We start from the raw sequence: 19841 nt of genomic DNA, 5'->3' as shown, positions 1-19841 counted from the left end.
CAGGCTCACCGGGTGCCGGTGCCGGGTGTCGACGGGTGGCGGGGCCGCTGGGCGGGCGCCCTGCCGGAGGGCCGGACGGCGCGGCTGCTGGTCCCCGACTCCTGCGCGGCCGCCCGGACGGCCCGCCGGATCCCCGACGGGCAGGCGCAGCGCGCGGGCTCCGGCGACCGGGACGCCCGCGACCGGCCCATGCGGGTGTCGTGGTGACCTTCGTCGAGGTCGCCGACGGCGTGTTCGTCCGGCGGCACGCCTCGCTGGACCTGAACTGCGGGCTGGTGGTCGGCGACGGCGCGTGCCTGGTGGTCGACACCCGCTCGGACCTCGGCGAGGCCGCGGACCTGATCGCCGCGGTCCGCCGGGTCACCCCGCACCCGTGGAGCGTGGTGAACACCCACGCCCACTACGACCACTGCTTCGGCAACGCTGCCTTCCGACCGGCCGCGGTGTGGGGGCACCGCAGCTGCGCGGCGAGGTTGCGGGCCACCGGCGAGGCGCAGCGGGCGGCGCGGGTGGCCGAGCTGCGCGCCGGAGGGGACGACGCCGGCGCGCAACGGGTCGCCGCGGCCCCGCTGGACCCGCCGGACGTGCTGGTCGACGACGTCGCGGTGCTCGACGTCGGCGGGCGGGAGGTGCTGCTGCGGTTCCTCGGCCGCGGGCACACCGACGCCGATCTGGTCGTGGAGGTGGAGACCGCCGGCGACGGCACCGTGCTCTTCGCCGGCGACCTGGTCGAGGAGGGCGCGCCGCCGGCGTTCGACGACGCCTTTCCCGCCGACTGGCCGGCGACGCTGGGCCGGGTGCACGCCCTCGCCCGCGGCCCCGTCGTCCCCGGGCACGGCGCGGTGGTGGACGCGGCGTTCGTCGGCACCCAGCGGGAGGAACTGCTCGCGGTGCTGGCCGCCGTCCGCGCCGGGCGGCCGGACCGCGGTCCGTACGACGAGGCGACCATGGCCGTCGCCGCGCGCCGCCACGCCCTCCCGGGCTGACCGCCCGCGCGGCCCGCAGCAGATCCACGGCGCGGGGGGCCTGTACGCGACCGGCCGGCGTCCCTACATTTCCCGCGACGGGCGGTCGCCGCAGGACCTGCCGGGTGCCGGTCCGACCGTCCCGGTGGGTGGGCAGAGACCATGCCGGACGACCAGCGCCTCCCTCGACCGGCCGTGCGCCGCTGGGCGGTCGCCGGTGCGGCCGCCGTCCTGCTGGCGGGGTGCACCGCCGCACCGGCCGACCGGCCCGCCGCCGACCCGGCGCCGGGGTGCCCGGCGGGGCGGGCGGCGCCGGACCCCGCCCGCCCGGTCGTCTCGCTGGACTTCCGGCTGGCGGACGACCGCCGCGCCGTGACCGGGACCGAGGCCGTGACCCTCACCCCGGACCTGCCCGTCGACCAGCTGTGGTTCCGGCTGGTCCCCAACGCGCCGCAGTCCGCGCCGAACCGGCTGACCGTCGACGCGGTGCGCGGGCCGGAGGTCGCCGGCGGCGGGCACGTGGACGCCTCCGCCGCCGCGGGGAGCCCCGGCGGCCTGTACCGGGTGGACCTGCGCGGCACCGTCCCCGCCGGCACCCCGGTGAGCGTGGAGCTGGACTTCACGCTGCGCCTGACGGCCGAGCGGACACCCGCCGGCTTCGACCGCCTGGGGGCCGCCGACGACGTGACGTGGTGGGCCAGCGGCTTCCCGCTGCTCACCTGGGAACCCGGCGTGGGATGGGCCCGCGACCCGTTCGTCGAGGTGAGCGGGGAGACGACGGCGGCGGCCGCGGCCGACACCACGATCCGCGTCTCCGCCCCCGAGGACCTCGTGGTGCTGATGACCGGGGCCCAGGACCCGCCCCGCCCGGCGCCCGGCGGCCGGCGGGTGTGGACGTCGCACGAGCCGGTGTCCCGCGACGTCAGCGTGGCCGCCGGGGCGTTCGAGACCGCGACCGCGCGGACCGGCGACACCAGGGTCACCGCCGGCGTGCTGCCGGGTGCCGGCCCCTCCGCCGGCGAGCTGGCGGCCGACACCGTCGATGCGATCCGGCTGCTCGAGGCGCGCTTCGGGGAGTTCCCGTACCCGACGCTGACCGCTCCGCTGGTCAGCGACGACGGGGGCGGCGGCGGCGAGGAGTACGCCTCGTCGATCCTGCTGGGCAGCGACGACTTCGGGCTGGTGGTGCACGAGGTCGCGCACATGTGGTTCTACGGGATGGTCGGCAACTCGCAGTTCCGGGACCCCTGGCTGGACGAGTCCTTCGCCTCGTTCGCCGAGGGCGCCGCCCCGGACGGGCACACCCACGAGGAGGACCTGGACGTCCCCGGTGACGTGGGCAGCCCGATGACCGGCTTCGCCGACCAGGACGACTACGAGCAGCGCGTCTACGGCAAGGGCGCCGCCGCGCTGGAGGCGGCGCGGTCGGCCGCCGGCGCCGAGGACTTCGACGCCGCGCTGCGGTGCTACGTCGACCGGCAGGCGTGGACGATCGCCCAGCCGGCCGACCTCGCACGGGCGCTGGCCGACCTCCCCGAGGCCGTCGACGTCCTGCTCCGGGCGGGCGCGCTGGATCGGTCCGACGTCGGCTGAGCCACCCATCGGGCCCCGCTCGCGGTCACGGCGGGGGCACGTCCTGCGGCCCCGGCCGCCGGTCCCGGCGCGCCCCGGCCGGGACATCGCAGGCGCGACGCGCGCCGTTCCGCGGGCGCCGGTGACGGATCGTCACCGGCGCATGGCGGGTCGTCGGAACGCGCGACGACCGCCCGGGACCTTCTGCTCGGGTGGCTCGGCACGTGCTTGACCGTTGATGGACCCGCTACGAGGTTGCTGCCCTCCGGGGACCGCAGGGTCCCGGAGGTGCCGGGGCAGCACCGACGCTGTCCGGGTACGTGCACCGGGAGGCGCCATGACCCCGAGCGTTCGACGGACCGCTCGCCCGGGTGCGCCCGCCCACCGCCGGCCACCCCGCACGGGTCGCCGCCCGCGGACCGGCTGCCCGCCGGCCGCGTCCGGTCCCCCGGCCGGTCCCCTCCGCGCCCCGAAGCTCCTCCGGGGCGTCGCCGACGACCGCCCGCCGTCGCGCCGAGGAGCGTGACCCCGACCGCTTGGATCCCCGATGACCTCGATCAGAGTCGATCGCCCCCGCCCCTCGACCTCCGCTCCCGGCGCGCCACCGCCGCCGGTCGCGGTCCCGGCCGGCCCTCCCGCCCGGTGAGGGGGCCGTCGTGCCCGTCATCGAGGCTCCCCACGCGTTCCACGAGGACGACCTCTTCGTCGACCTGCGGAAGTCCTTCGGCCACTCGCTGTTCCTGAAGTGCGAGGGCTTCAACTTCGCCGGCTCCATCAAGCTCAAGGCAGCCCGGGAGATGGTCGAGGCCGCCGAGCGGGAGGGCCGGCTGACCGCCGACACCGTGCTGGTCGAGTCCTCCTCGGGCAACCTCGGGGTCGCGCTGGCCGTGCTCGCGGCGGCCGAGGGGCGCCGGTTCCTCTGCGTGACCGACGTGCGGTGCAACACCGCCACCCGGCGGCTCATGGAGGCCCTCGGCGCCGAGGTGCACGTCGTCACCCAGCCGGCGGGCACCGGCGGCCTGCTGGGCGCCCGGCTCGAGCACGTCCGGCGGCTGTGCGCCCTCGACGATCGCTACCTGTGGCTGAACCAGTACACGAACCCGGGGAACTGGCGGGCCCACTACCGGTGGACCGCACCGGCGATCGCCCGGTCGTTCCCTGCGCTGGACGTGCTCTTCGTCGGCGCGGGGACCACCGGCACCCTCATGGGGTGCGCCCGGTTCTTCGCCGAGTGGCACCGGCCGGTGCGCATCGTGGCGGTCGACGCCGTCGGCTCGGTGACGTTCGGGCGCCCGGCCGGCAGGCGGCTGATCCCCGGGCTGGGCGCCGGTGTGCGGCCGGCCCAGCTCGACGAGAGCTTCGTCGACGAGGTGCTGTGGGTGGAGGAACGCGACACCGTCCGCGCCTGCCACCGGCTGGCCCGTAGCGGCTTCCTGTTCGGCGGCTCCACCGGCACCGTGGTCAGCGGGGCGATGAGCTGGCTGGCCCGGCACGACGGCTGCGACCTGACGGCGGTGGCCATCGCCCCCGACCTGGGTGAGCGGTACCTGGACACGGTGTACCAGCCCTCCTGGGTGGAGGAGGCGTTCGGCACCGACCTGCTCGCCGCCGAGGGGCGCGACCCGGTGGCCCGCGGCACGGACGCGCTGGTCCGGTGACCGCGGACCTGGTGGACGGGGCCGCCGCGGACCCCGTCGCCGCACCCGCTCCCGGACCGGCCTCCGTGCCGGTCCGGGAGCTCGCCGCCGCCCTCGCCGACGTCCTGGCCGACGTCCTCGGGGTCGACGACGTACCGCCCGACGCCCACTTCTTCGACGACCTGGGCGCCGACTCGCTGCTGATGACCCGCTTCTGCGCCCGCGTCCGCAAGCGCGGGGACCTGCCGGCCGTCGCGATCCGCGACGTCTACCAGCACCCGACGATCGCCGGCCTGCTCGCCGCACGGGAGGAGGCCGGCGGCCCCGATCCGGAGCGGGCGCTGGCCGCCGAGCTCGCCGGCGTGCTGGGGGTCGACGACGTACCGCCCGACGCCCACTTCTTCGACGACCTGGGCGCCGACTCGCTGCTGATGACCCGCTTCTGCGCGCGCGTCCGCAAGCGCGGCGACCTGCCGGCCGTCGCCGTGCGCGACGTCTACCAGCACCCGACGGTGCGCGCGCTGGCCGCCGCGGTGGCGAGCCCCGCGGCGCCGGCCGAGCCGGCACCGCCTCCCGCCGCGGCCGCCGCACCCGGCCCCCTGGCCCCGGCCCCGGGCCGCGCCCCCCCCGCCACCCCCCGGGCCCCCCCCCCGGCCCCCGGGGCCGGGCCCGCCGGCGCCGCGCGCCGGCACCGCCGCGTACCTGCTGTGCGGCGCCGCCCAGCTCCTCCTCTTCGTGGCCTACGTCGCGGGCTTCGCCGAGGTGGTCACCGCGGGGCACGGGTGGATCTCCGGAGCCGCCGGCGCCGCCGACGTCTACGCGCGGGCGGTCGTGTTCGGCAGCGCGCTGTTCCTCGGCATGTGCCTGCTGCCGATCGCCGCGAAGTGGGTGCTGATCGGCCGCTGGCGACCGACCAGGATCCGCGTCTGGAGCCCGGCCTACCTGCGGTTCTGGCTGGTCAGGACCCTGATCCGGGCCAACCCGCTGGCCTTCCTGGTCAACGGCTCCCCGCTGTACGCGCTGTACCTGCGGGCGCTCGGGGCGAGGGTCGGCCGCGGCGTCGTCGTGTTCGGCCACGCCGTGCCCGTGTGCACCGACCTGCTGACCATCGGCGCGGGGACCGTGATCCGCAAGGACTCGCTGATCGCCGGCTACCGCGCCGTGGACGGCTGGATCGAGACCGGGCCGGTGACCATCGGCCGCGACGTCCTGATCGGCGAGGCGACGGTGCTCGACATCGACACCGGCCTGGGGGACGGCGCCCAGCTCGGGCACTCCTCGTCGCTGCACGCCGGCCAGTCGGTGCCCGCCGGCGAGCACTGGCACGGCTCCCCCGCCGTCCGCACCGACGTCGACTACCGGACGGTGCCCGACCGCCGCTGCGGGCGCCTGCGGCGGGGGGGCTACGCCACCACCCAGCTGCTGACGACGGCGCTGGTGTACCTGCCGCTGGTCCTGGCCGGGATCGACTTCCTGCTGGTGGTCGACCCCGCGGTGGCCGGGATCCTGGCGCCGGCCGCGATCGATGCGACCGGCTGGGCGCTGGTCGGCGAGGCACTGGTGGTCTCGGCGGTGGTGTTCGCCACGCTCGTGGTCGGCGGGCTGCTGCTGGTCGCGGCGCTGCCCCGGCTGCTGGCGCTCGGCCTGCGCCCGGGGCAGGTCTACCCGCTCTACGGCCTCCGGTACTCCCTGCACCGCACGATCCACCGGCTGACCAACGGGAAGTTCTTCCCGTACCTGTTCGGGGACAGCTCCTACATCGTCGGCTACCTGCGCTGGATCGGCTGGGACGCCTCCCGGGAGGAGCAGACCGGCTCGAACTTCGGGACTCAGATGCAGCACGAGAGTCCGTACCTGGTCGGCGTGGGCGCCGGCACGATGGTCGCCGACGGGCTCTCGGTGATGAACGCCGACGTCACCAGCACCTCGTTCCGGCTGTCGCCGCTGTCGATCGGCGCGCACAGCTTCCTGGGCAACCGGATCCACTACCCGGTCGGCGCCCGCGTCGGGGACGACTGCCTGCTGGCCACCAAGGCGATGGTGCCGATCGACGGCCCCCTCCGCACCGGCGTCGGCCTGCTGGGCTCGCCACCGTTCGAGATCCCGCGCACCGTGCTGCGCGACAGCCGGCTCAACCCCCTCCGCGAGCCGCGGGAGGTGCACCGCCGGCTGCGGGCCAAGAACCGGTACAACCGCCACTCGATCGCGCTCGCGCTGCTCGTGCGGTGGGGGCACGTGTTCGGCCTCACCGTCCTGGCGCTGGCCTGCGCGCACTACTACGGCCGGTTCGGGGCGCCCGCCGTGGCCGTGGAGATCCTGCTGGCCACCCTGTTCACGGCCGTCTACTTCGTCCTCGTCGAGCGGGCGGCCACCGGCTTCCGCCCGCTGAGCCCGCGGTCCTGCTCCATCTACGAGCCGTACTTCTGGTGGCACGAGCGCTACTGGAAGCTGGTGATCCCGGAGTTCGACCGGGGCTTCGCCGGGACGCCGTTCAAGAACCTCGTCTCCCGCGCCCTCGGCACCCGGCTGGGCCGGCGGGTGTTCGACGACGGCTGCTTCCTCCCCGAGCGGACCCTGGTCACGATCGGCGACGACGCCACCCTCAACGCCGGCACCGTGGTGCAGTGCCACTCGCAGGAGGACGGCGGCTTCAAGTCCGACCGCACCCGGCTCGGCGACCGGGTCACCCTCGCGGTCGGCGCGTTCGTGCACTACGGCGTCGCGATCGGCGACGACGCCGTCCTCGCGCCCGACAGCTTCCTCATGAAGGGGGAGGAGGTGCCGGCGGGTGACCGGTGGAGCGGCAACCCCGCGCAGCCGGCCGGTCCCGCCGCCGGCCTCCCGGCCGGCGGTCCCGCCGCGCCCGAGCCGCGGCAGCCGGCGGTGGCGCGATGAGCAGCGCCGTGGTGCCCCGCCCCCGCTCCGGACCGGACCGGGAGCTCCGGCACGAGCCGGTGCCGGCCGGCGACGCGACCCCCGTCCCGCGCTGGGCCAGCGCCCCCGGGCCGGGGACGGTGGACGTCGAGGCGGTGCTGCCGGACGGCGTCGCGGCAGCCGTGCGCCGGCTCGCGGCCGCCCTGGCGGTGCCCCGGTCGGCGGTGCTGCTCGCCGCGCACGCCGTCGTCCTCGCGGCCCTGTCCGGCGAGCGGGAGGTGGTCACCGGCCTGGTGCCCGCCGCGGGGGAGCCGCCCCGCCCCTGCCGGGTCGCCACGGACCGGCCCTCCTGGCAGGACCTGGTGCAGGAGGCCGCCGCCGAGGTCCGCGCCGGGGACGCCGCCACCGGGGAGGGGCCGGTGCCGGTCGAGGCGGTGCTCGACCCGGACGGCGCCGGCCCGCTGCCCGGGGGCGCGGTGCTGCGGATCGGCCTCGCCGGGGACCGGCTGGTGGTCCGCGCCCGCGCCGACGCCCTCGACCGCGCCGCCGCCGCCCGCATCGCCGGCTACCACCGCACCGCGCTGGCGCTGCTGACCGCCGATCCCGGCGGCGACCCGCACGCCGGCTGCCTCCTGTCGCCCGAGGAGCTGCGGTTCCAGCTGGAGGACCTCGCCGGGCCGGTCCGCGACCTGCCCGACCGGCGCGTGCACGAGCTGGTCGAGGAGCAGGCCCGCTCCCGGCCGGACGCCGTCGCCGTGGTCTGCGGCGCGCGCTCGTGGACCCACCGCGAGCTGGACGCGCGCGCCAACCGGCTGGCCCGGGCCCTGCTGGCCCGCGGCCTGCAGCCCGAGGACGTCGTCGCCGTGGTCACCGAGCGCGACCTGGACTGGCCGGCCGCCGTCCTCGGGGTGCTCAAGGCCGGCGGGGCGTACCTGCCCGTCGAGCCGCACTTCCCCGCCGACCGCATCGCGACCACCCTGCGCCGCGCCGGCTGCCGGCTGGTGCTCACCGAGCCCGGCGCCACGGCGTCCCTCGACCGGGCGCTGGACGAGCTGCCGGGCGTGCAGCGGCTGCTGGTCGGCGACGCCTGCGCCGAGGGGCACGACGACGGCCCGGTCGGGGTGCGGGTCGGGGCGGGTCAGCTGGCCTACCTCTACTTCACCTCCGGCTCCACCGGCGAGCCGAAGGGGGCGATGTGCGAGCACGCCGGGTTCCTCAACCACGTGCTCGCCAAGATCGACGACCTCGGCATCACCGAGGGGCAGGTCGTCGCCCAGACCGCACCGCAGTGCTTCGACATCTCGCTGTGGCAGCTGCTCGCCGGGCTCGTGGCCGGCGGCCGCACGCTGGTCGTCGAGCAGCCGGTGATCCTCGACGTCGCGGCGTTCGTCGACACGCTGGTCGCCGGCCGGGTCGCCGTCGTCCAGGTGGTGCCCTCCTACCTCGACGTCGTGCTGGCCCACCTGGAGCAGCACCCCCGGGCCCTGCCGGACCTGCGCTGCGTCTCGGTCACCGGCGAGGCGCTGAAGCCGGAGCTGGCCGCGCGCTGGTTCGCCACCGTGCCGGACGTTCCGCTGGTCAACGCCTACGGGCTCACCGAGACCTCCGACGACACCAACCACCACGTGCTGCGCCGCCCACCCGAGGACGGCCGGGTGCCGCTGGGCCGGCCGATCGCCAACGTCCGGGTGCTCGTCGTCGACGATCGGCTGGACCCGGTGCCGCTGGGCGCCCCCGGGCAGATCGTCTTCTCCGGCGTCTGCGTGGGCCGCGGCTACGTCAACGACCCCGAGCGCACCCGGCGGGCCTACGTGCCCGACCCGCACCGGCCGGGCGAGCGGCTCTACCTCGCCGGCGACCTCGGCCGCTGGCGGCCCGACGGCACGCTCGAGTTCCTCGGCCGCCGGGACGCGCAGGTGAAGGTCTCCGGCTTCCGGATCGAGCTCGGCGAGGTCGAGAACGCCCTGCTGCAGGTGCCGGGCGTCCGCGACGGGGCGGTCGTGGTCGTGGACCGCGGCGGCTCGCCCGCGCACCTGGCCGCATTCTGCTCCGGCCCGCGGCCGGTCGACCCGGACCTGGTCCGGTCCCGGCTGGCCGCCACGCTGCCGGGCTACATGGTGCCGACGGCGATCTGGTGGCGCGACGCGCTGCCGCTGACCGCCAACGGGAAGGTCGACCGGCGGGCCCTGGCCGTGCTGGCCGCCGAGCTGTCCGCCGGCGCACCGCCGGTCGCCGGCGCCTCCCCCGCCGGCGCCTCCCCCGCCGGCGACCGGCCGCGCACCGACGCCGAGCGGCGGCTGGCCGCCGCGTGGGCGGCCGTGCTCGGCGTCCCCGAGGACCGGATCGGCCGGTCCGACTCCTTCGTCGAGCTGGGCGGCACGTCGCTGTCGGCCGTCAAGCTCGCCGTCGCGCTCGACCGGGCGATCTCGCACCGGGACGTCCTGGCCGTGCCCGTGCTCGCCGACCTCGCCGACCTGCTCTCCGGAAGGCCCTGACCATGCTGCGTTCCTCCCCGCCCCTGTCCCTGCCCGCGCCGGACCTCGCGCCCGGCCGCCCCGCCGTCCTGCCCGCCGAGGCCGGCGGCGAGCCCGCCCGGTGGGCGGCCGCGCACCGGGCCGCGCTGCGCGGGCTCGTGGCCGAGCACGGCGCCGTCGTCGTCCGCGGCCTCGGCCTGCGGGACGCCGACGACGTCGCGGCCACCTTCGCCGCGGCCGCCGGCACGCTCGTCCCCGAGCGCGAGGCGTTCGCGCCCCGCGAGGTCCGCGGCCCGGGGGTGCACGGGGCGACCCCGTGGCCGGCCGGCCAGCAGATGTGCATGCACCACGAGCTGAGCTACCGGCTGGAGGTGCCCGGCCTGCTGCTCTTCGCCTGCCTGGTCGCGCCGGCCGAGGGCGGGGCCACCCCGCTCGCCGACGCCGCCGCCGTCCTCGCCGCCCTGCCTCCCGCCCTGGTCGACCGGTTCGAGCGCGAGGGCTGGCTGCTGGTGCGCACCTACGGCGACGACATCGGCGCCTCCTGGGCCGAGGCCTTCGGCACCGGCGACCGGGCGGCCGTCGAGGCCGCCGGCCGCGCCGACGCCATCGAGCTGGAGTGGCTGCCCGACGGAGGGCTGCGCACCCGCCAGCGCCGCCGGGCCGTGGTGCCCCACCCGCTGACCGGCGCGCGCTGCTGGTTCAACCAGGTGGCCTTCCTCAGCGAGTGGACCCTCGACCCGGAGGTGCGCGAGTACCTGGTCGAGGAGCACGGCCCGGACGGGCTGCCGTTCACCACCCGCTTCGGCGGCGGCGACCCGGTCGGCGAGGACGTCGTCGCCCTGCTCACCGAGGTCTACGACGCGCACACCGTCCGCGAGCCGTGGCAGGCCGGCGACCTGCTGCTGGTCGACAACGTCGCGACCGCGCACGCCCGCGAGCCCTACCGCGGTGCCCGCGAGGTGCTCGTCGGGCTGGCCGATCCGGTGCGGTTCACCCCGCCCTCCGGCGAGGGAGCGCTGCGGTGAGCGTCGTCCCGTCGTTCGCGGTGGTGCCGGGCGCCCAGGTGCAGGAGGTGCTGCACGGCCGGGAGAAGGAACTGGTGGACCTCGTCGAGGCCACCTACCGGCTGCACGGCTCCGGGGGGACGGTGAACCCCCCGTCGTACTTCCTGCGCTTCCCCGACCGGCCGACCGCGCGGATCATCGCGCTGCCCGCCTCGCTCGGCGGGCCGGACCCGGTGCACGGGATGAAGTGGATCTCCAGCTTCCCGGAGAACGTGGCGGCCGGGGTGCCCCGCGCCTCCGCCGTGCTCATCCTCAACGACGCCGCCACCGGCTACCCGTTCGCCTGCCTGGAGAGCTCGGTGATCAGCGCGACCCGGACGGCGGCGTCGGCCGCCCTGGCCGCGGACCGGCTGACCCGCACTCGCGCCCGCCCGGCCCGCGTGGGCTTCGTCGGCACCGGCCTGATCGCCCGGTACGTGCACGGCTTCCTCACCGGCACCGGGTGGTCGTTCGACCGGATCGGCGTGCACGACCTGTCGGCCGAGAGCGCCGCCGGCTTCCGCGGCTACCTGCACCGGGCGGGCACCGCCGCGGAGGTGGTCGTGCACACCGAGGTGGGGTCGCTGATCGGCGACAGCGACCTCGTGGTCTTCGCCACCGTCGCCGCGCGGCCGCACGTGCACGAGCCGCGGTGGTTCGACCACGCCCCCGTGGTGCTGCACCTGTCGCTGCGCGACCTGGCGCCGGAGGTGCTGCTCGCCGCGGTCAACGTCGTCGACGACGTCGAGCACTGCCTCAAGGCCGAGACCTCCCCGCACCTCACCGAGCAGCTGACCGGCAGCCGCGACTTCCTGGCCGGCACGCTGGACGACGTGCTGACCGGGCGGATCGAGGTGCCCGGGGACCGGACGGTGGTCTTCTCCCCCTTCGGCCTCGGCGTGCTCGACCTGGCCGTGGGCCGCTTCGTCCACGACGAGGTGGCGCGCACCGGCGGCCTGCACGTGGTCGGGGACTTCTTCTCCGAGCTGCGCCGCCACGGGTGAGCACCTGCGACCTCTGGTGGGCGCGGGTCGGCGACCTGCGGCCGGAGCACGACGCGCTGCTGCCGCCGGCGGAGCTGCGCCGCCGGGACCGGTTCGCCCGGCCGGCCGACCGGCGGAGGGCGACGGCGTCGGCGGTGGTGCTCCGCCTGGTCCTCGGCCCGGTGCTCGGCCTGCCGCCGGCGCTGGTCCCCGTGGAGCGCGGCTGCCCCCGCTGCGGCCGGCCGCACGGGCGCCCCCGGCTGGCCGGCGGCCCGGAGGTGTCCGTGGCGCACGCCGGTGACTGCCTGGTCGTCGCCGTCTGCGCGGACCGGCCGGTGGGCGTGGACGTCGAGGAGGTCGCCGGGTTCTGCGACACCGGCCTGGCCGACGTCGTCCTCGCCCGGGAGGAGCGCCGGCCGCCCACCCCCGCCGGCCTGGCGACGACGTGGACCCGCAAGGAGGCGCTGCTGAAGGCGACCGGGACCGGGCTGGACGCCGACCCGGCGGGCCTGGTGCTGTCGGCGCCCGGAGAGCCACCGCGGCTGCTCCGCGGCGACGTCGGGCCGGCGTGGCTGGTCGACCTCGCCCCGCCCGCCGGCCTGGTCGGGGCGCTGGCCGTGCTGGGGGACGCCCCGGTGGCGGTCCGCGAGCGCGACGCGGCCGCCCCGTTGCGGGCCTCCCTCGCGCGGCCCGCCCCTACGTGAGGCGGCGGACCACCGGCAGCGGCAGCACCCGCAGCAGCGCCGAGACCGGCCGCCACGGCCACTCCGGCACGTAGGCCCGCACCGGTTCGCGCTCGATCGCCGAGACCAGGGCGTCGACGCCGGTGTCCAGGCCGACGGTGAACGGTCCGCGGCGGCCCACGTTGAGGTCGGTCGCGATGTAGCCGGGCAGCACCGTCGTCACCCGGATGCCGGTGCCGAGCAGGTCGGAGCGGATGCCCTCGGCCAGCGCGTTGAGCGCCGCCTTGCTCGCCCCGTACGCCGTCCGCGTGCCGCGCATGCCGCGGACCGAGGCGACCGAGGAGATCAGCACCAGGTGCCCGTGGCCCTGGGCGCGGAACAGCTCGACGGCGGCCTCGCACTGCGCGTGCGTGCCCAGCACGTTGGTGAAGAGCGTGGCGCGGTTCGCCCAGCCCGCGCCGGTGCCGACCGGACCGCCCTTGCCGATGCCGGCGTTGGCGACGAACCGGTCGAGGCCGCCGAGCTCGCCGGCCAGCGCGGGCACGACCTCGTCGACGGCGGCGGCGTCGTCGACGTCGAGGGCGGCGGTGACCACCCGGATGCCGGGGTGCGCGGCCAGCAGCTCCTCGCGCAGGGCGTCGAGCAGCTCGGTGCGCCGGGCGACGAGCGCGAGGTCACGGCCGCGGGCGGCGAACCGGCGGGCCATGCCCGCCCCGAGGCCGGAGCTCGCGCCGGTGATCAGGATCCGCTGACGGGTGGGACTCGGCACCGCCCGAGGATGCCATTCCCGCCGAAGTGGCCACTCCGGCGGGCACTCGGCTCAGGCGGTGCGGCGCAGCTGCAGGGTGTCGGCGGGGACCGAGTCCAGGTCGGGCCCGCTGAGCCGGGTGCGCTTGAGCTCCCAGAAGTCGGGCAGGTTGGCCAGCAGGACCGCGCCGTCGAACGCCTTGCCGGCGTCCTCCCCGGTGGGCACCCTGCTGATGACCGGACCGAAGAAGGCGACGCCGTCGATGTGCATGACCGGGGTCCCGACGTCGTCGCCGACCGGGTCCATGCCGGCGTGGTGGCTCTTCTCCAGGACCTCGTCGTACTCGGTGGAGGTGGCCGCCGCGGCCAGCGCGGTGGGCAGGCCGACCCGCTCGAGCGCCGGGACGACCAGCTCGTCGAGCTCCACGCCCTCGTGGTGGCGCAGCGTGCCCATGGCCGTGTAGAGGTCACCGAGGACCTCGTCGCCGTGCTGCTGCGCCGCGGCGATCGCGACCCGGACCGGGCCGATCGCCTTGGTCATCATCTGCTGGTAGTCCTCCGGCAGGTCGCGCCCGCGGTTGAGCACCGCGAGCGACATGACGTGCCAGTGCAGGTCGATGTCGCGCACCTTCGCCGCCTCCAGCACCCAGCGGCTGGTCAGCCAGGCCCAGGGGCACAGCGGGTCGAACCAGAAGTCGACGCGGGCCCTCACGGGTGCGCTCTGCACTGCCTCGGTCATGCGTGGTGCTCCTCGGTTCGGCTGTCGGCCGGCACCGTGCGCACCGGCTCCCTGCGGGCTGCCAAGTCCTCCGCCGCCCGGGATGTTCCCTCCCGGGTCCAGCCCGGCGGCGCGTCGTCCCCGCGTGGGAAGCTGCCCGGCGTGGCTGTACCCAACCTGACCCGCGCCGACGCGGCCGTCCGCGCGCGCCTGCTGGCCGTGCGCGGCTACGACCTCCACCTCGACCTCACCGACGGCGCCGGGCACCCGGGCACGTCGACCTTCCGGTCCACGACCACGGTGGAGTTCGACTGCCGCGAGCCGGGCGCGAGCACGTTCATCGACCTCGTCGCCGACGCGGTGCACTCGGCCACCCTCAACGGCGAGGCCCTCGACGTCGCCACCTACACCGAGGACGGCGGACTGCCGCTGCCGGGCCTCGCCGAGCGCAACACCCTCGAGGTCGTCGCCGACTGCCGGTACTCCAACTCCGGGGAGGGCCTGCACCGCTTCACCGACCCCGAGGACGGGCAGGTCTACCTCTACACCCAGTTCGAGCCGGCCGACGCCAAGCGGGTGTTCGCCTGCTTCGACCAGCCCGACCTCAAGGGCACCTACACGGTGCACGTGGTCGCCCCGTTCGACTGGCAGGTCGTCTCCAACACCGGCGGCCGCACGATCGAGGCCGGCCCCGGCGGCTCGCAGCTGGTGCACTTCGAGCCGACCAAGCGGCTGTCGACCTACCTGGTCGCGCTGATCGCCGGCCCCTACGCCCGGGTGACCGACGAGCACGACGGCATCCCGCTGGGCCTGTACTGCCGCGCGACGCTGGCCGAGCGCCTGGACCCCGAGGCGCTGTTCGCCGTCACCAAGCAGGGCTTCGACTTCTACCACCGGGTCTTCGACTACCCGTACCCGTTCGACAAGTACGACCAGCTCTTCGTGCCCGAGTTCAACGCCGGGGCGATGGAGAACGCCGGGGCGGTCACCTTCCTCGAGGACTACGTCTTCCGGTCCCGGACCAGCCGGGCGCGCTACGAGCGGCGCGCCGAGACGGTCCTGCACGAGCTCGCCCACATGTGGTTCGGCGACCTGGTGACCATGCGCTGGTGGGACGACCTGTGGCTCAACGAGTCCTTCGCGACCTACATCAGCACGCTGTGCCAGGCCGAGGCGACCGAGTTCACGACCGCCTGGACGACGTTCGCCAACACCGAGAAGGCGTGGGCCTACGCGCAGGACCAGCTGCCCTCCACCCACCCGATCGCCGCCGACATGGTCGACGTCGCCGCGGTCGAGGTGAACTTCGACGGCATCACCTACGCCAAGGGCGCCTCGGTGCTCAAGCAGCTGGTGGCCTACGTCGGCCGCGACGAGTTCCTCGCGGGCATCCGCCGCTACTTCCGCGCCCACGAGTACGGCAACACCACCCTGGCCGACCTGCTCGACCCGCTGTCGGAGGCCACCGGCCGCGACCTCACCGAGTGGTCCCAGCAGTGGCTGCAGACCAGCCAGGTCAACACCCTGCGCCCGGTGTTCGAGCTGACCGACGACGGCCGCTACCGGACCTTCGCCATCGAGCAGACCGCCGTCCCCGAGCACCCGCACCTGCGCCGGCACCGGCTCGCCGTCGGGCTCTACGACACCGGTCCGGAGGGGCTGACCCGCACCACGCGGGTCGAGCTGGACGTCGACGGTGAGCGCACCGAGGTGCCGCAGCTGGCCGGGCACCCGGCGGCCGCGCTGGTCCTGGTCAACGACGACGACCTGACCTACGCCAAGCTGCGGCTCGACGAGCGGTCGCTGGCGACCCTGCGCACGGCGATCGGCACCCTGTCCGACCCGCTGGCCCGGGCGCTGTGCTGGTCGGCGGCCTGGGACATGACCCGGGACGCCGAGCTGCCGGCGCGCGAGTGGGTGCAGCTGGTGCTGGCCGGGATCGACGCCGAGACCGAGATCAGCGTGGTGCAGTCGCTGCTGGCCCGGGTGCAGTCGGCGCTGACCTCCTACGCCGACCCGCGCTGGGCCGACGTCGGGTGGCGGGCGCTGGCCGACAAGGCCCTGTCGGCGCTGGAGGCCGCCGCCCCGGGCAGCGACGAGCAGCTGCAGTGGTCGCGCACCCTGGCATCCGCCGCCCGCACCGACGAGCACGCCGCCGTGCTGCGCGGGCTGCTCGACGGCACCCGCGCGGTCGAGGGGCTGGAGGTCGACGCCGACGCGCGCTGGGCGTTCCTCAACGGGCTGGTCGCCATCGGCGCGGCGGGGGACGCCGACATCGACGCCGAGGCCGAGCGGGACGCCACCGCCACCGGCGTGCGGCGGGCGGCCACCGCCCGGGCACTGCGCCCGACGGCCGAGGCGAAGGAGGAGACCTGGCGGAAGGCCTTCACCGACGCCAGCATCCCCAACGCGGTGCACGAGGCCATGCTGGCCGGGTTCTGGCACCCGGCTCAGCGGGAGCTGACCGCCGGGTACGTGGAGCGCTACTTCGCCGACATCCGGCCGCTGTGGGAGAACCGCCCCGGGGAGATCGCCAAGAACGCGGTGCAGTACCTGTTCCCGCCGGTCGTCGAGCTGCGGACGGTGCAGGCCGCCGACGCGTGGCTGGCCGAGCCCGAGCACCCGGCGTCGCTGCGCCGGCTGGTCGCCGAGGGCCGGGACGGAATCGCCCGGTCGCTGCGCGCCCGCGAGCGGGACGCCGCCGAGAACGGCTGACCGTCCGGACCGTCGTCGGCCGCGGAGCCCGGGCCCGGTGCGGGGTCCCGGGCCCCGCGCGTTCCGGGGCCGCCCCGTCACGATTGGGCCTCGGACCTGCTCCGCAGCAGCGCCACGGGCCTAGCGTCCGGTCATGCGGCCCTCCCGGAGCACGGCTGTCGCGGCACTCGTCCTGGCGCTGCTCGCGGCGCTGCTCGCCGGGTGCACCGGCGGCGGCGCCGACTCGGGGAGCTCCGGTGGCGGCGGCGCCGTGGGCCTGCCCGAGCCGGGCGGCGCGGAGGACTCCGGGGGCGGCGACGGCGGCGGGTCGGCGGACCCCGCCGCCGACGCCGACCGGCAGGTGGTCGCCACCGCCACCGCCACCGTCGTCGTGGACGACCCCGCCGAGGGCGCCGATCAGGTCGGCGAGCTGGTGGCAGCCGCCGGTGGCCGGGTCGAGGAGCGCACCGAGTGGGCGGCGTCCGGGACCGACGCGGACGACGCCACCGCCGAGCTCGTGGTCCGGGTCCCGGCGGGAGAGCTGGACGGCGTCCTGGACGACCTGACCGGCGTCGGCGACGTGCAGAGCGTGTCGGTGACCCGTTCGGACGTGACCGCCGCCGTCGTCGACCTGGACGCCCGGATCACGGCGTTGCAGACGTCGGTCGGGCGCCTGCTGGCCCTGCTGGACGGAGCCGCCGACACCGCGGCGCTGCTGGCGGTCGAGTCGACGCTGGCCGACCGGCAGGGGCAGCTGGAGTCGCTGCAGGCGCAGCGGGCGTTCCTGGCCGACCAGGTGGCCCTGTCGACCCTCACCGTGCGCCTGGTCCGGGAGGGGGTGCCCCCGGCAGGCGGCCCGGACGGCTTCGTCGAGGGGCTGGGGGCCGGGTGGCGGGGCCTGACGGCAGCCCTGAGCGGCGCCGTCCTGGTGCTCGGCGTCCTGCTGCCGTGGCTGCTCGTGGCGGTGCCGGTGGCCGGGCTCGCGCTGGTGGGGGTCCGGCGGACCCGGCGCCGTCCCGCCGCGGCGACGGCGGGCGCCCCGGACGACGCGACCGCCTGAACGGGCACGGCCCGCCGGCCGCCCGTCAGTGCGTCCGCAGGCCCCGCGGGTGGCCGGCCTGGTCGGACAGCTGGCGCAGCCCGTTGACGATGCCGCCCACCAGGTCGCCGGCGGCGAAGGAGTTCGTCATCGAGAGGACCGCGAGGGCGCAGGCGCGGTCGGGCAGCCGGCGCGCCGCCCCGTGGCCGGTGACGACCTCGACCACCCGCTGCCCCGGCGAGACCGCCAGCAGCACGGACTCGGCCGGGTCGCCGCCCGAGGTGGCGTGCAGCTCCTCGGCGCGCGAGCGGGTGCGCTGGCCGAGGTCGCCGAGGTAGAGGGTGAACCGCAGGCCGGTCTCCCGCGAGGACATGGTGAGCGCCTCGTCCAGGCGGGAGAGCTCCTGCAGGCTGAACGGCCCGCTGCCGGGGCCCTCGACCTCGTCGGTGCGCGCCGGGTCGGTGTAGGCGGTGGCCGTGTCGTGCGACGTGGCCTCGATCGAGCGGGTCATCGCCGGCCTCCGGGGACGATCTGGGGTGCGGTGGTCATGGGGCGGGGCTCACCAGGTCCCGCGCGCGCCGCCGAGCGGCCCGCTGGGCACCGGGGCGGGACGAGCCGGGGCCGAGCGTGCACCGGCACCCGCGGGGAGCTCGTGCCCCGCGCCGCCCGGCTCCTGGTACACCGACGAGCCGATCGCCTTGGGGTCGCCGTCGTGGTTGCCGGCCGCGGGCCCGTGCAGGGGGTGCGGCTCCCACCAGACCGGCTCGTGGTCCCACGGCTGGCCCGGCTTGTAGCGGGCCTTCTTCGTCCGGCCCGGGAGCAGGGTCAGGACCACGAAGAAGAGGATGATCCCGAGCGGGATGACCCCGTAGACGAGGATGGTCTCGGCGACGCTCACACCCGACAACCTACCGGCTGGCGGTGGTCGACCCGCGGTCATGTCCCGGCCCGGCGGGTGCCGGCGCGGCCCCCGGTTCGCGCCGCCGTCCGGCACCGCCCGGCGACTCCCGCGGGCGACGTGCCCCTGCCCCGTGCGGACCTCCGCGCGTGCGGAGCGCTCGCTCGGTAGACAGGGACCGTGGACCTGACCCGCGCTGCCGCCGAGGCCCTCGACGCCGCCGACCCGCTCGCCGGGTTCCGCGACCGGTTCGTCGTCGCGGACGACGCCCTGCTGTACATGGACGGCAACTCGCTGGGCCGGCTCCCGCGTGAGACCCCGGCCGCGCTGGCCCGGGTCGCCGCGGAGCAGTGGGGCGCCGGGCTGGTCGGCTCGTGGTCGTCGTGGATCGGGCGGGCGACCGAGCTCGGCGACCTGCTGGCCGGCGGGGTGCTCGGCGCGCGGCCCGGCGAGGTGCTGGTGGGCGACTCGACGTCGGTGGACCTGTACAAGCTGATCTGGGCCGGCGCCGACGCCCGGCCGGAGCGCGACGTCCTGGTGTGCTGCGCCGACGACTTCCCCACCGACCGCTACCTCGTGGCGGGCGTCGCCCGGGCGCGCGGGATGCAGGTGCGGGAGGTGCCGGCCCACATCGACGAGGGGCTCGACCTCGACGTGCTGGCCGCGTCGCTGGACGAACGGGTGGCGGTCGTCGTCCTCTCGGCGGTGGCCTACCGCTCCGGTGCGCTGGCCGACCTCGCCGCGGTCACCCGGCTGGTGCACGAGGCCGGCGCGCTGGTGCTCTGGGACCTCTCGCACGCCGCCGGCGCGGTCCCGGTCGGGCTCGAGGCGATCGGCGCGGACCTGGCCGTGGGCTGCACGTACAAGTACCTCAACGGCGGCCCGGGGGCGCCCGCCTTCCTCTACGTGCGGCGCGAGCTGCAGGACCGGGTGCGCCAGCCGATCTGGGGGTGGTTCGGCCAGCGGGACCAGTTCGCGATGGGCCCGGTCTACGACCCGGCCCCGGGGATCGAGCGCTTCGGTGTCGGGACGCCGCCGGTGCTGGCGATGGCGGCGGTCGAGGTCGGCGTGCGGCTGGTCGCCGAGGCCGGCGTCGACCGGCTGGCCGCCAAGGGCCGGGCGATGACGGACCTGCTGGTGGCGCTCTCGGACGCGTGGCTCGCGCCGTACGGCGTGGCGGTGGCCTCGCCGCGCGACGCCGCCCGCCGCGGGTCGCACGTCAGCCTCGCCCACCCGCGGGCGTGGCAGGTGACCCAGGCACTGGTCGACCGCGGCGTCGTCCCGGACTTCCGGACGCCGGACCGCGTGCGCCTGGGCCCGGCGCCGCTGTACACCCGGTTCACCGACGTCTGGGACGCGATGGACCGCTTCCGCGACGTGCTGGCCACCGCCGCGCACGAGGCCTACCCGACCGAGCGCCCCCGCGTCACCTGAGTCCCCTTCCGCCGCAGTGGGGGCGTCGGGGGCTGGGGGGCGCGGGGCGCGAGCGCCGGCGGGGGGCCGGCGGGGGGGCG

Annotated in this window: 16 protein-coding genes and 1 pseudogene; 13 read left to right on the top strand and 4 right to left on the bottom strand. The window is 76.6% G+C overall.

The window, feature by feature from the left end; translation table 11 throughout:
- The first annotated feature begins 12 nt into the window (after nucleotides 1-12).
- The 10 genes and pseudogenes from ACK586_RS06155 (at nucleotide 13) to ACK586_RS06110 (ending at nucleotide 12252) form a co-directional block, all read left to right on the top strand.
- Entirely contained in the window at nucleotides 13-207 is a 195-nt protein-coding gene (locus ACK586_RS06155) for a hypothetical protein (RefSeq protein WP_409329574.1), read from the top strand.
- Nucleotides 204-986 (top strand): MBL fold metallo-hydrolase, encoded by a 783-nt coding sequence (locus tag ACK586_RS06150; RefSeq protein WP_409329573.1) that lies wholly within the window; start codon nucleotides 204-206, stop codon nucleotides 984-986. Before ACK586_RS06155 ends, ACK586_RS06150 begins: the two co-directional genes overlap by 4 nt.
- Before the next feature lie 141 nt (nucleotides 987-1127).
- Nucleotides 1128-2558 (top strand): M1 family aminopeptidase, encoded by a 1431-nt coding sequence (locus ACK586_RS06145; RefSeq protein ID WP_409329572.1) that lies wholly within the window; start codon nucleotides 1128-1130, stop codon nucleotides 2556-2558.
- Between the two features lie 635 nt (nucleotides 2559-3193).
- Complete coding sequence (gene sbnA / locus ACK586_RS06140; RefSeq protein ID WP_409329571.1) at nucleotides 3194-4195, top strand: 2,3-diaminopropionate biosynthesis protein SbnA; 1002 nt, start codon at nucleotides 3194-3196, stop codon at nucleotides 4193-4195.
- A pseudogene (locus ACK586_RS06135) lies at nucleotides 4192-4698 on the top strand (acyl carrier protein); the annotation flags it as partial. The gene sbnA and the pseudogene ACK586_RS06135, both read left to right, overlap by 4 nt.
- Nucleotides 4699-4876: 178 nt before the next feature.
- Nucleotides 4877-7069 carry a Pls/PosA family non-ribosomal peptide synthetase gene (locus ACK586_RS06130; RefSeq protein WP_483409969.1) on the top strand — a complete coding sequence of 731 codons (2193 nt, stop codon included), beginning with the start codon at nucleotides 4877-4879 and terminating at the stop codon, nucleotides 7067-7069.
- Entirely contained in the window at nucleotides 7066-9543 is a 2478-nt protein-coding gene (locus ACK586_RS06125) for a non-ribosomal peptide synthetase (protein ID WP_409329569.1), read from the top strand. Before ACK586_RS06130 ends, ACK586_RS06125 begins: the two co-directional genes overlap by 4 nt.
- 2 nt (nucleotides 9544-9545) lie before the next feature.
- Complete coding sequence (locus tag ACK586_RS06120; protein ID WP_409329568.1) at nucleotides 9546-10547, top strand: TauD/TfdA family dioxygenase; 1002 nt, start codon at nucleotides 9546-9548, stop codon at nucleotides 10545-10547.
- Entirely contained in the window at nucleotides 10544-11569 is a 1026-nt protein-coding gene (gene sbnB, locus ACK586_RS06115) for a 2,3-diaminopropionate biosynthesis protein SbnB (protein WP_409329567.1), read from the top strand. Before ACK586_RS06120 ends, sbnB begins: the two co-directional genes overlap by 4 nt.
- Nucleotides 11566-12252 (top strand): 4'-phosphopantetheinyl transferase family protein, encoded by a 687-nt coding sequence (locus ACK586_RS06110; protein ID WP_409329566.1) that lies wholly within the window; start codon nucleotides 11566-11568, stop codon nucleotides 12250-12252. Before sbnB ends, ACK586_RS06110 begins: the two co-directional genes overlap by 4 nt.
- Here the strand turns inward: ACK586_RS06110 and ACK586_RS06105 are convergent.
- The gene (locus tag ACK586_RS06105; RefSeq protein WP_409329565.1) at nucleotides 12245-13000 is read right to left on the bottom strand and encodes an SDR family oxidoreductase; all 756 of its coding nucleotides are present in this window, start codon (nucleotides 12998-13000) and stop codon (nucleotides 12245-12247) included. The genes ACK586_RS06110 and ACK586_RS06105 overlap by 8 nt on opposite strands.
- A 51-nt stretch (nucleotides 13001-13051) precedes the next feature.
- The gene (locus ACK586_RS06100) at nucleotides 13052-13717 is read right to left on the bottom strand and encodes a mycothiol-dependent nitroreductase Rv2466c family protein (protein WP_409329564.1); all 666 of its coding nucleotides are present in this window, start codon (nucleotides 13715-13717) and stop codon (nucleotides 13052-13054) included.
- A gap of 141 nt (nucleotides 13718-13858) precedes the next feature.
- Between ACK586_RS06100 and pepN the strand changes: the two genes are divergently transcribed.
- The gene (pepN, locus tag ACK586_RS06095; protein ID WP_409329563.1) at nucleotides 13859-16411 is read left to right on the top strand and encodes an aminopeptidase N; all 2553 of its coding nucleotides are present in this window, start codon (nucleotides 13859-13861) and stop codon (nucleotides 16409-16411) included.
- Nucleotides 16412-16544: 133 nt separating this feature from the next.
- Nucleotides 16545-17450 carry a DUF4349 domain-containing protein gene (locus ACK586_RS06090; protein WP_409329562.1) on the top strand — a complete coding sequence of 302 codons (906 nt, stop codon included), beginning with the start codon at nucleotides 16545-16547 and terminating at the stop codon, nucleotides 17448-17450.
- Between the two features lie 25 nt (nucleotides 17451-17475).
- Here ACK586_RS06090 and ACK586_RS06085 read toward each other — a convergent pair whose 3' ends face one another.
- Together ACK586_RS06085 and ctaJ are read right to left on the bottom strand one after the other, a co-directional pair.
- Nucleotides 17476-17940 carry a DUF5130 family protein gene (locus tag ACK586_RS06085; protein WP_409329561.1) on the bottom strand — a complete coding sequence of 155 codons (465 nt, stop codon included), beginning with the start codon at nucleotides 17938-17940 and terminating at the stop codon, nucleotides 17476-17478.
- 48 nt (nucleotides 17941-17988) lie between these two features.
- Nucleotides 17989-18327, bottom strand: a complete 339-nt coding sequence (gene ctaJ / locus ACK586_RS06080) for an aa3-type cytochrome oxidase subunit CtaJ (protein ID WP_409329560.1) — start codon at nucleotides 18325-18327, stop codon at nucleotides 17989-17991.
- A 180-nt stretch (nucleotides 18328-18507) separates the two neighbouring features.
- Between ctaJ and kynU the strand changes: the two genes are divergently transcribed.
- Nucleotides 18508-19761, top strand: a complete 1254-nt coding sequence (kynU, locus tag ACK586_RS06075) for a kynureninase (protein WP_409329559.1) — start codon at nucleotides 18508-18510, stop codon at nucleotides 19759-19761.
- The last annotated feature ends 80 nt before the right edge of the window (nucleotides 19762-19841 follow it).

The sequence above is a fragment of the Trujillonella humicola genome (assembly GCF_046233715.1).
Taxonomy (GTDB): Bacteria; Actinomycetota; Actinomycetes; order Mycobacteriales; family Geodermatophilaceae; genus Trujillonella; species Trujillonella humicola.
Note: the sequence above shows the minus strand (reverse complement) of the source record. Positions and strands in the feature narration are given on the sequence as shown.

Coding starts and splice junctions, on each gene's coding strand:
- ACK586_RS06120 (WP_409329568.1), top strand. CDS start 9,546: ATGCTGCGTTCCTCCCCGCCCCTGTCCCTGCCCGCGCCGGACCTCGCG.
- ACK586_RS06090 (WP_409329562.1), top strand. CDS start 16,545: ATGCGGCCCTCCCGGAGCACGGCTGTCGCGGCACTCGTCCTGGCGCTG.
- ACK586_RS06145 (WP_409329572.1), top strand. CDS start 1,128: ATGCCGGACGACCAGCGCCTCCCTCGACCGGCCGTGCGCCGCTGGGCG.
- ACK586_RS06085 (WP_409329561.1), bottom strand. CDS start 17,940: ATGACCCGCTCGATCGAGGCCACGTCGCACGACACGGCCACCGCCTAC.
- ACK586_RS06100 (WP_409329564.1), bottom strand. CDS start 13,717: ATGACCGAGGCAGTGCAGAGCGCACCCGTGAGGGCCCGCGTCGACTTC.
- ACK586_RS06125 (WP_409329569.1), top strand. CDS start 7,066: ATGAGCAGCGCCGTGGTGCCCCGCCCCCGCTCCGGACCGGACCGGGAG.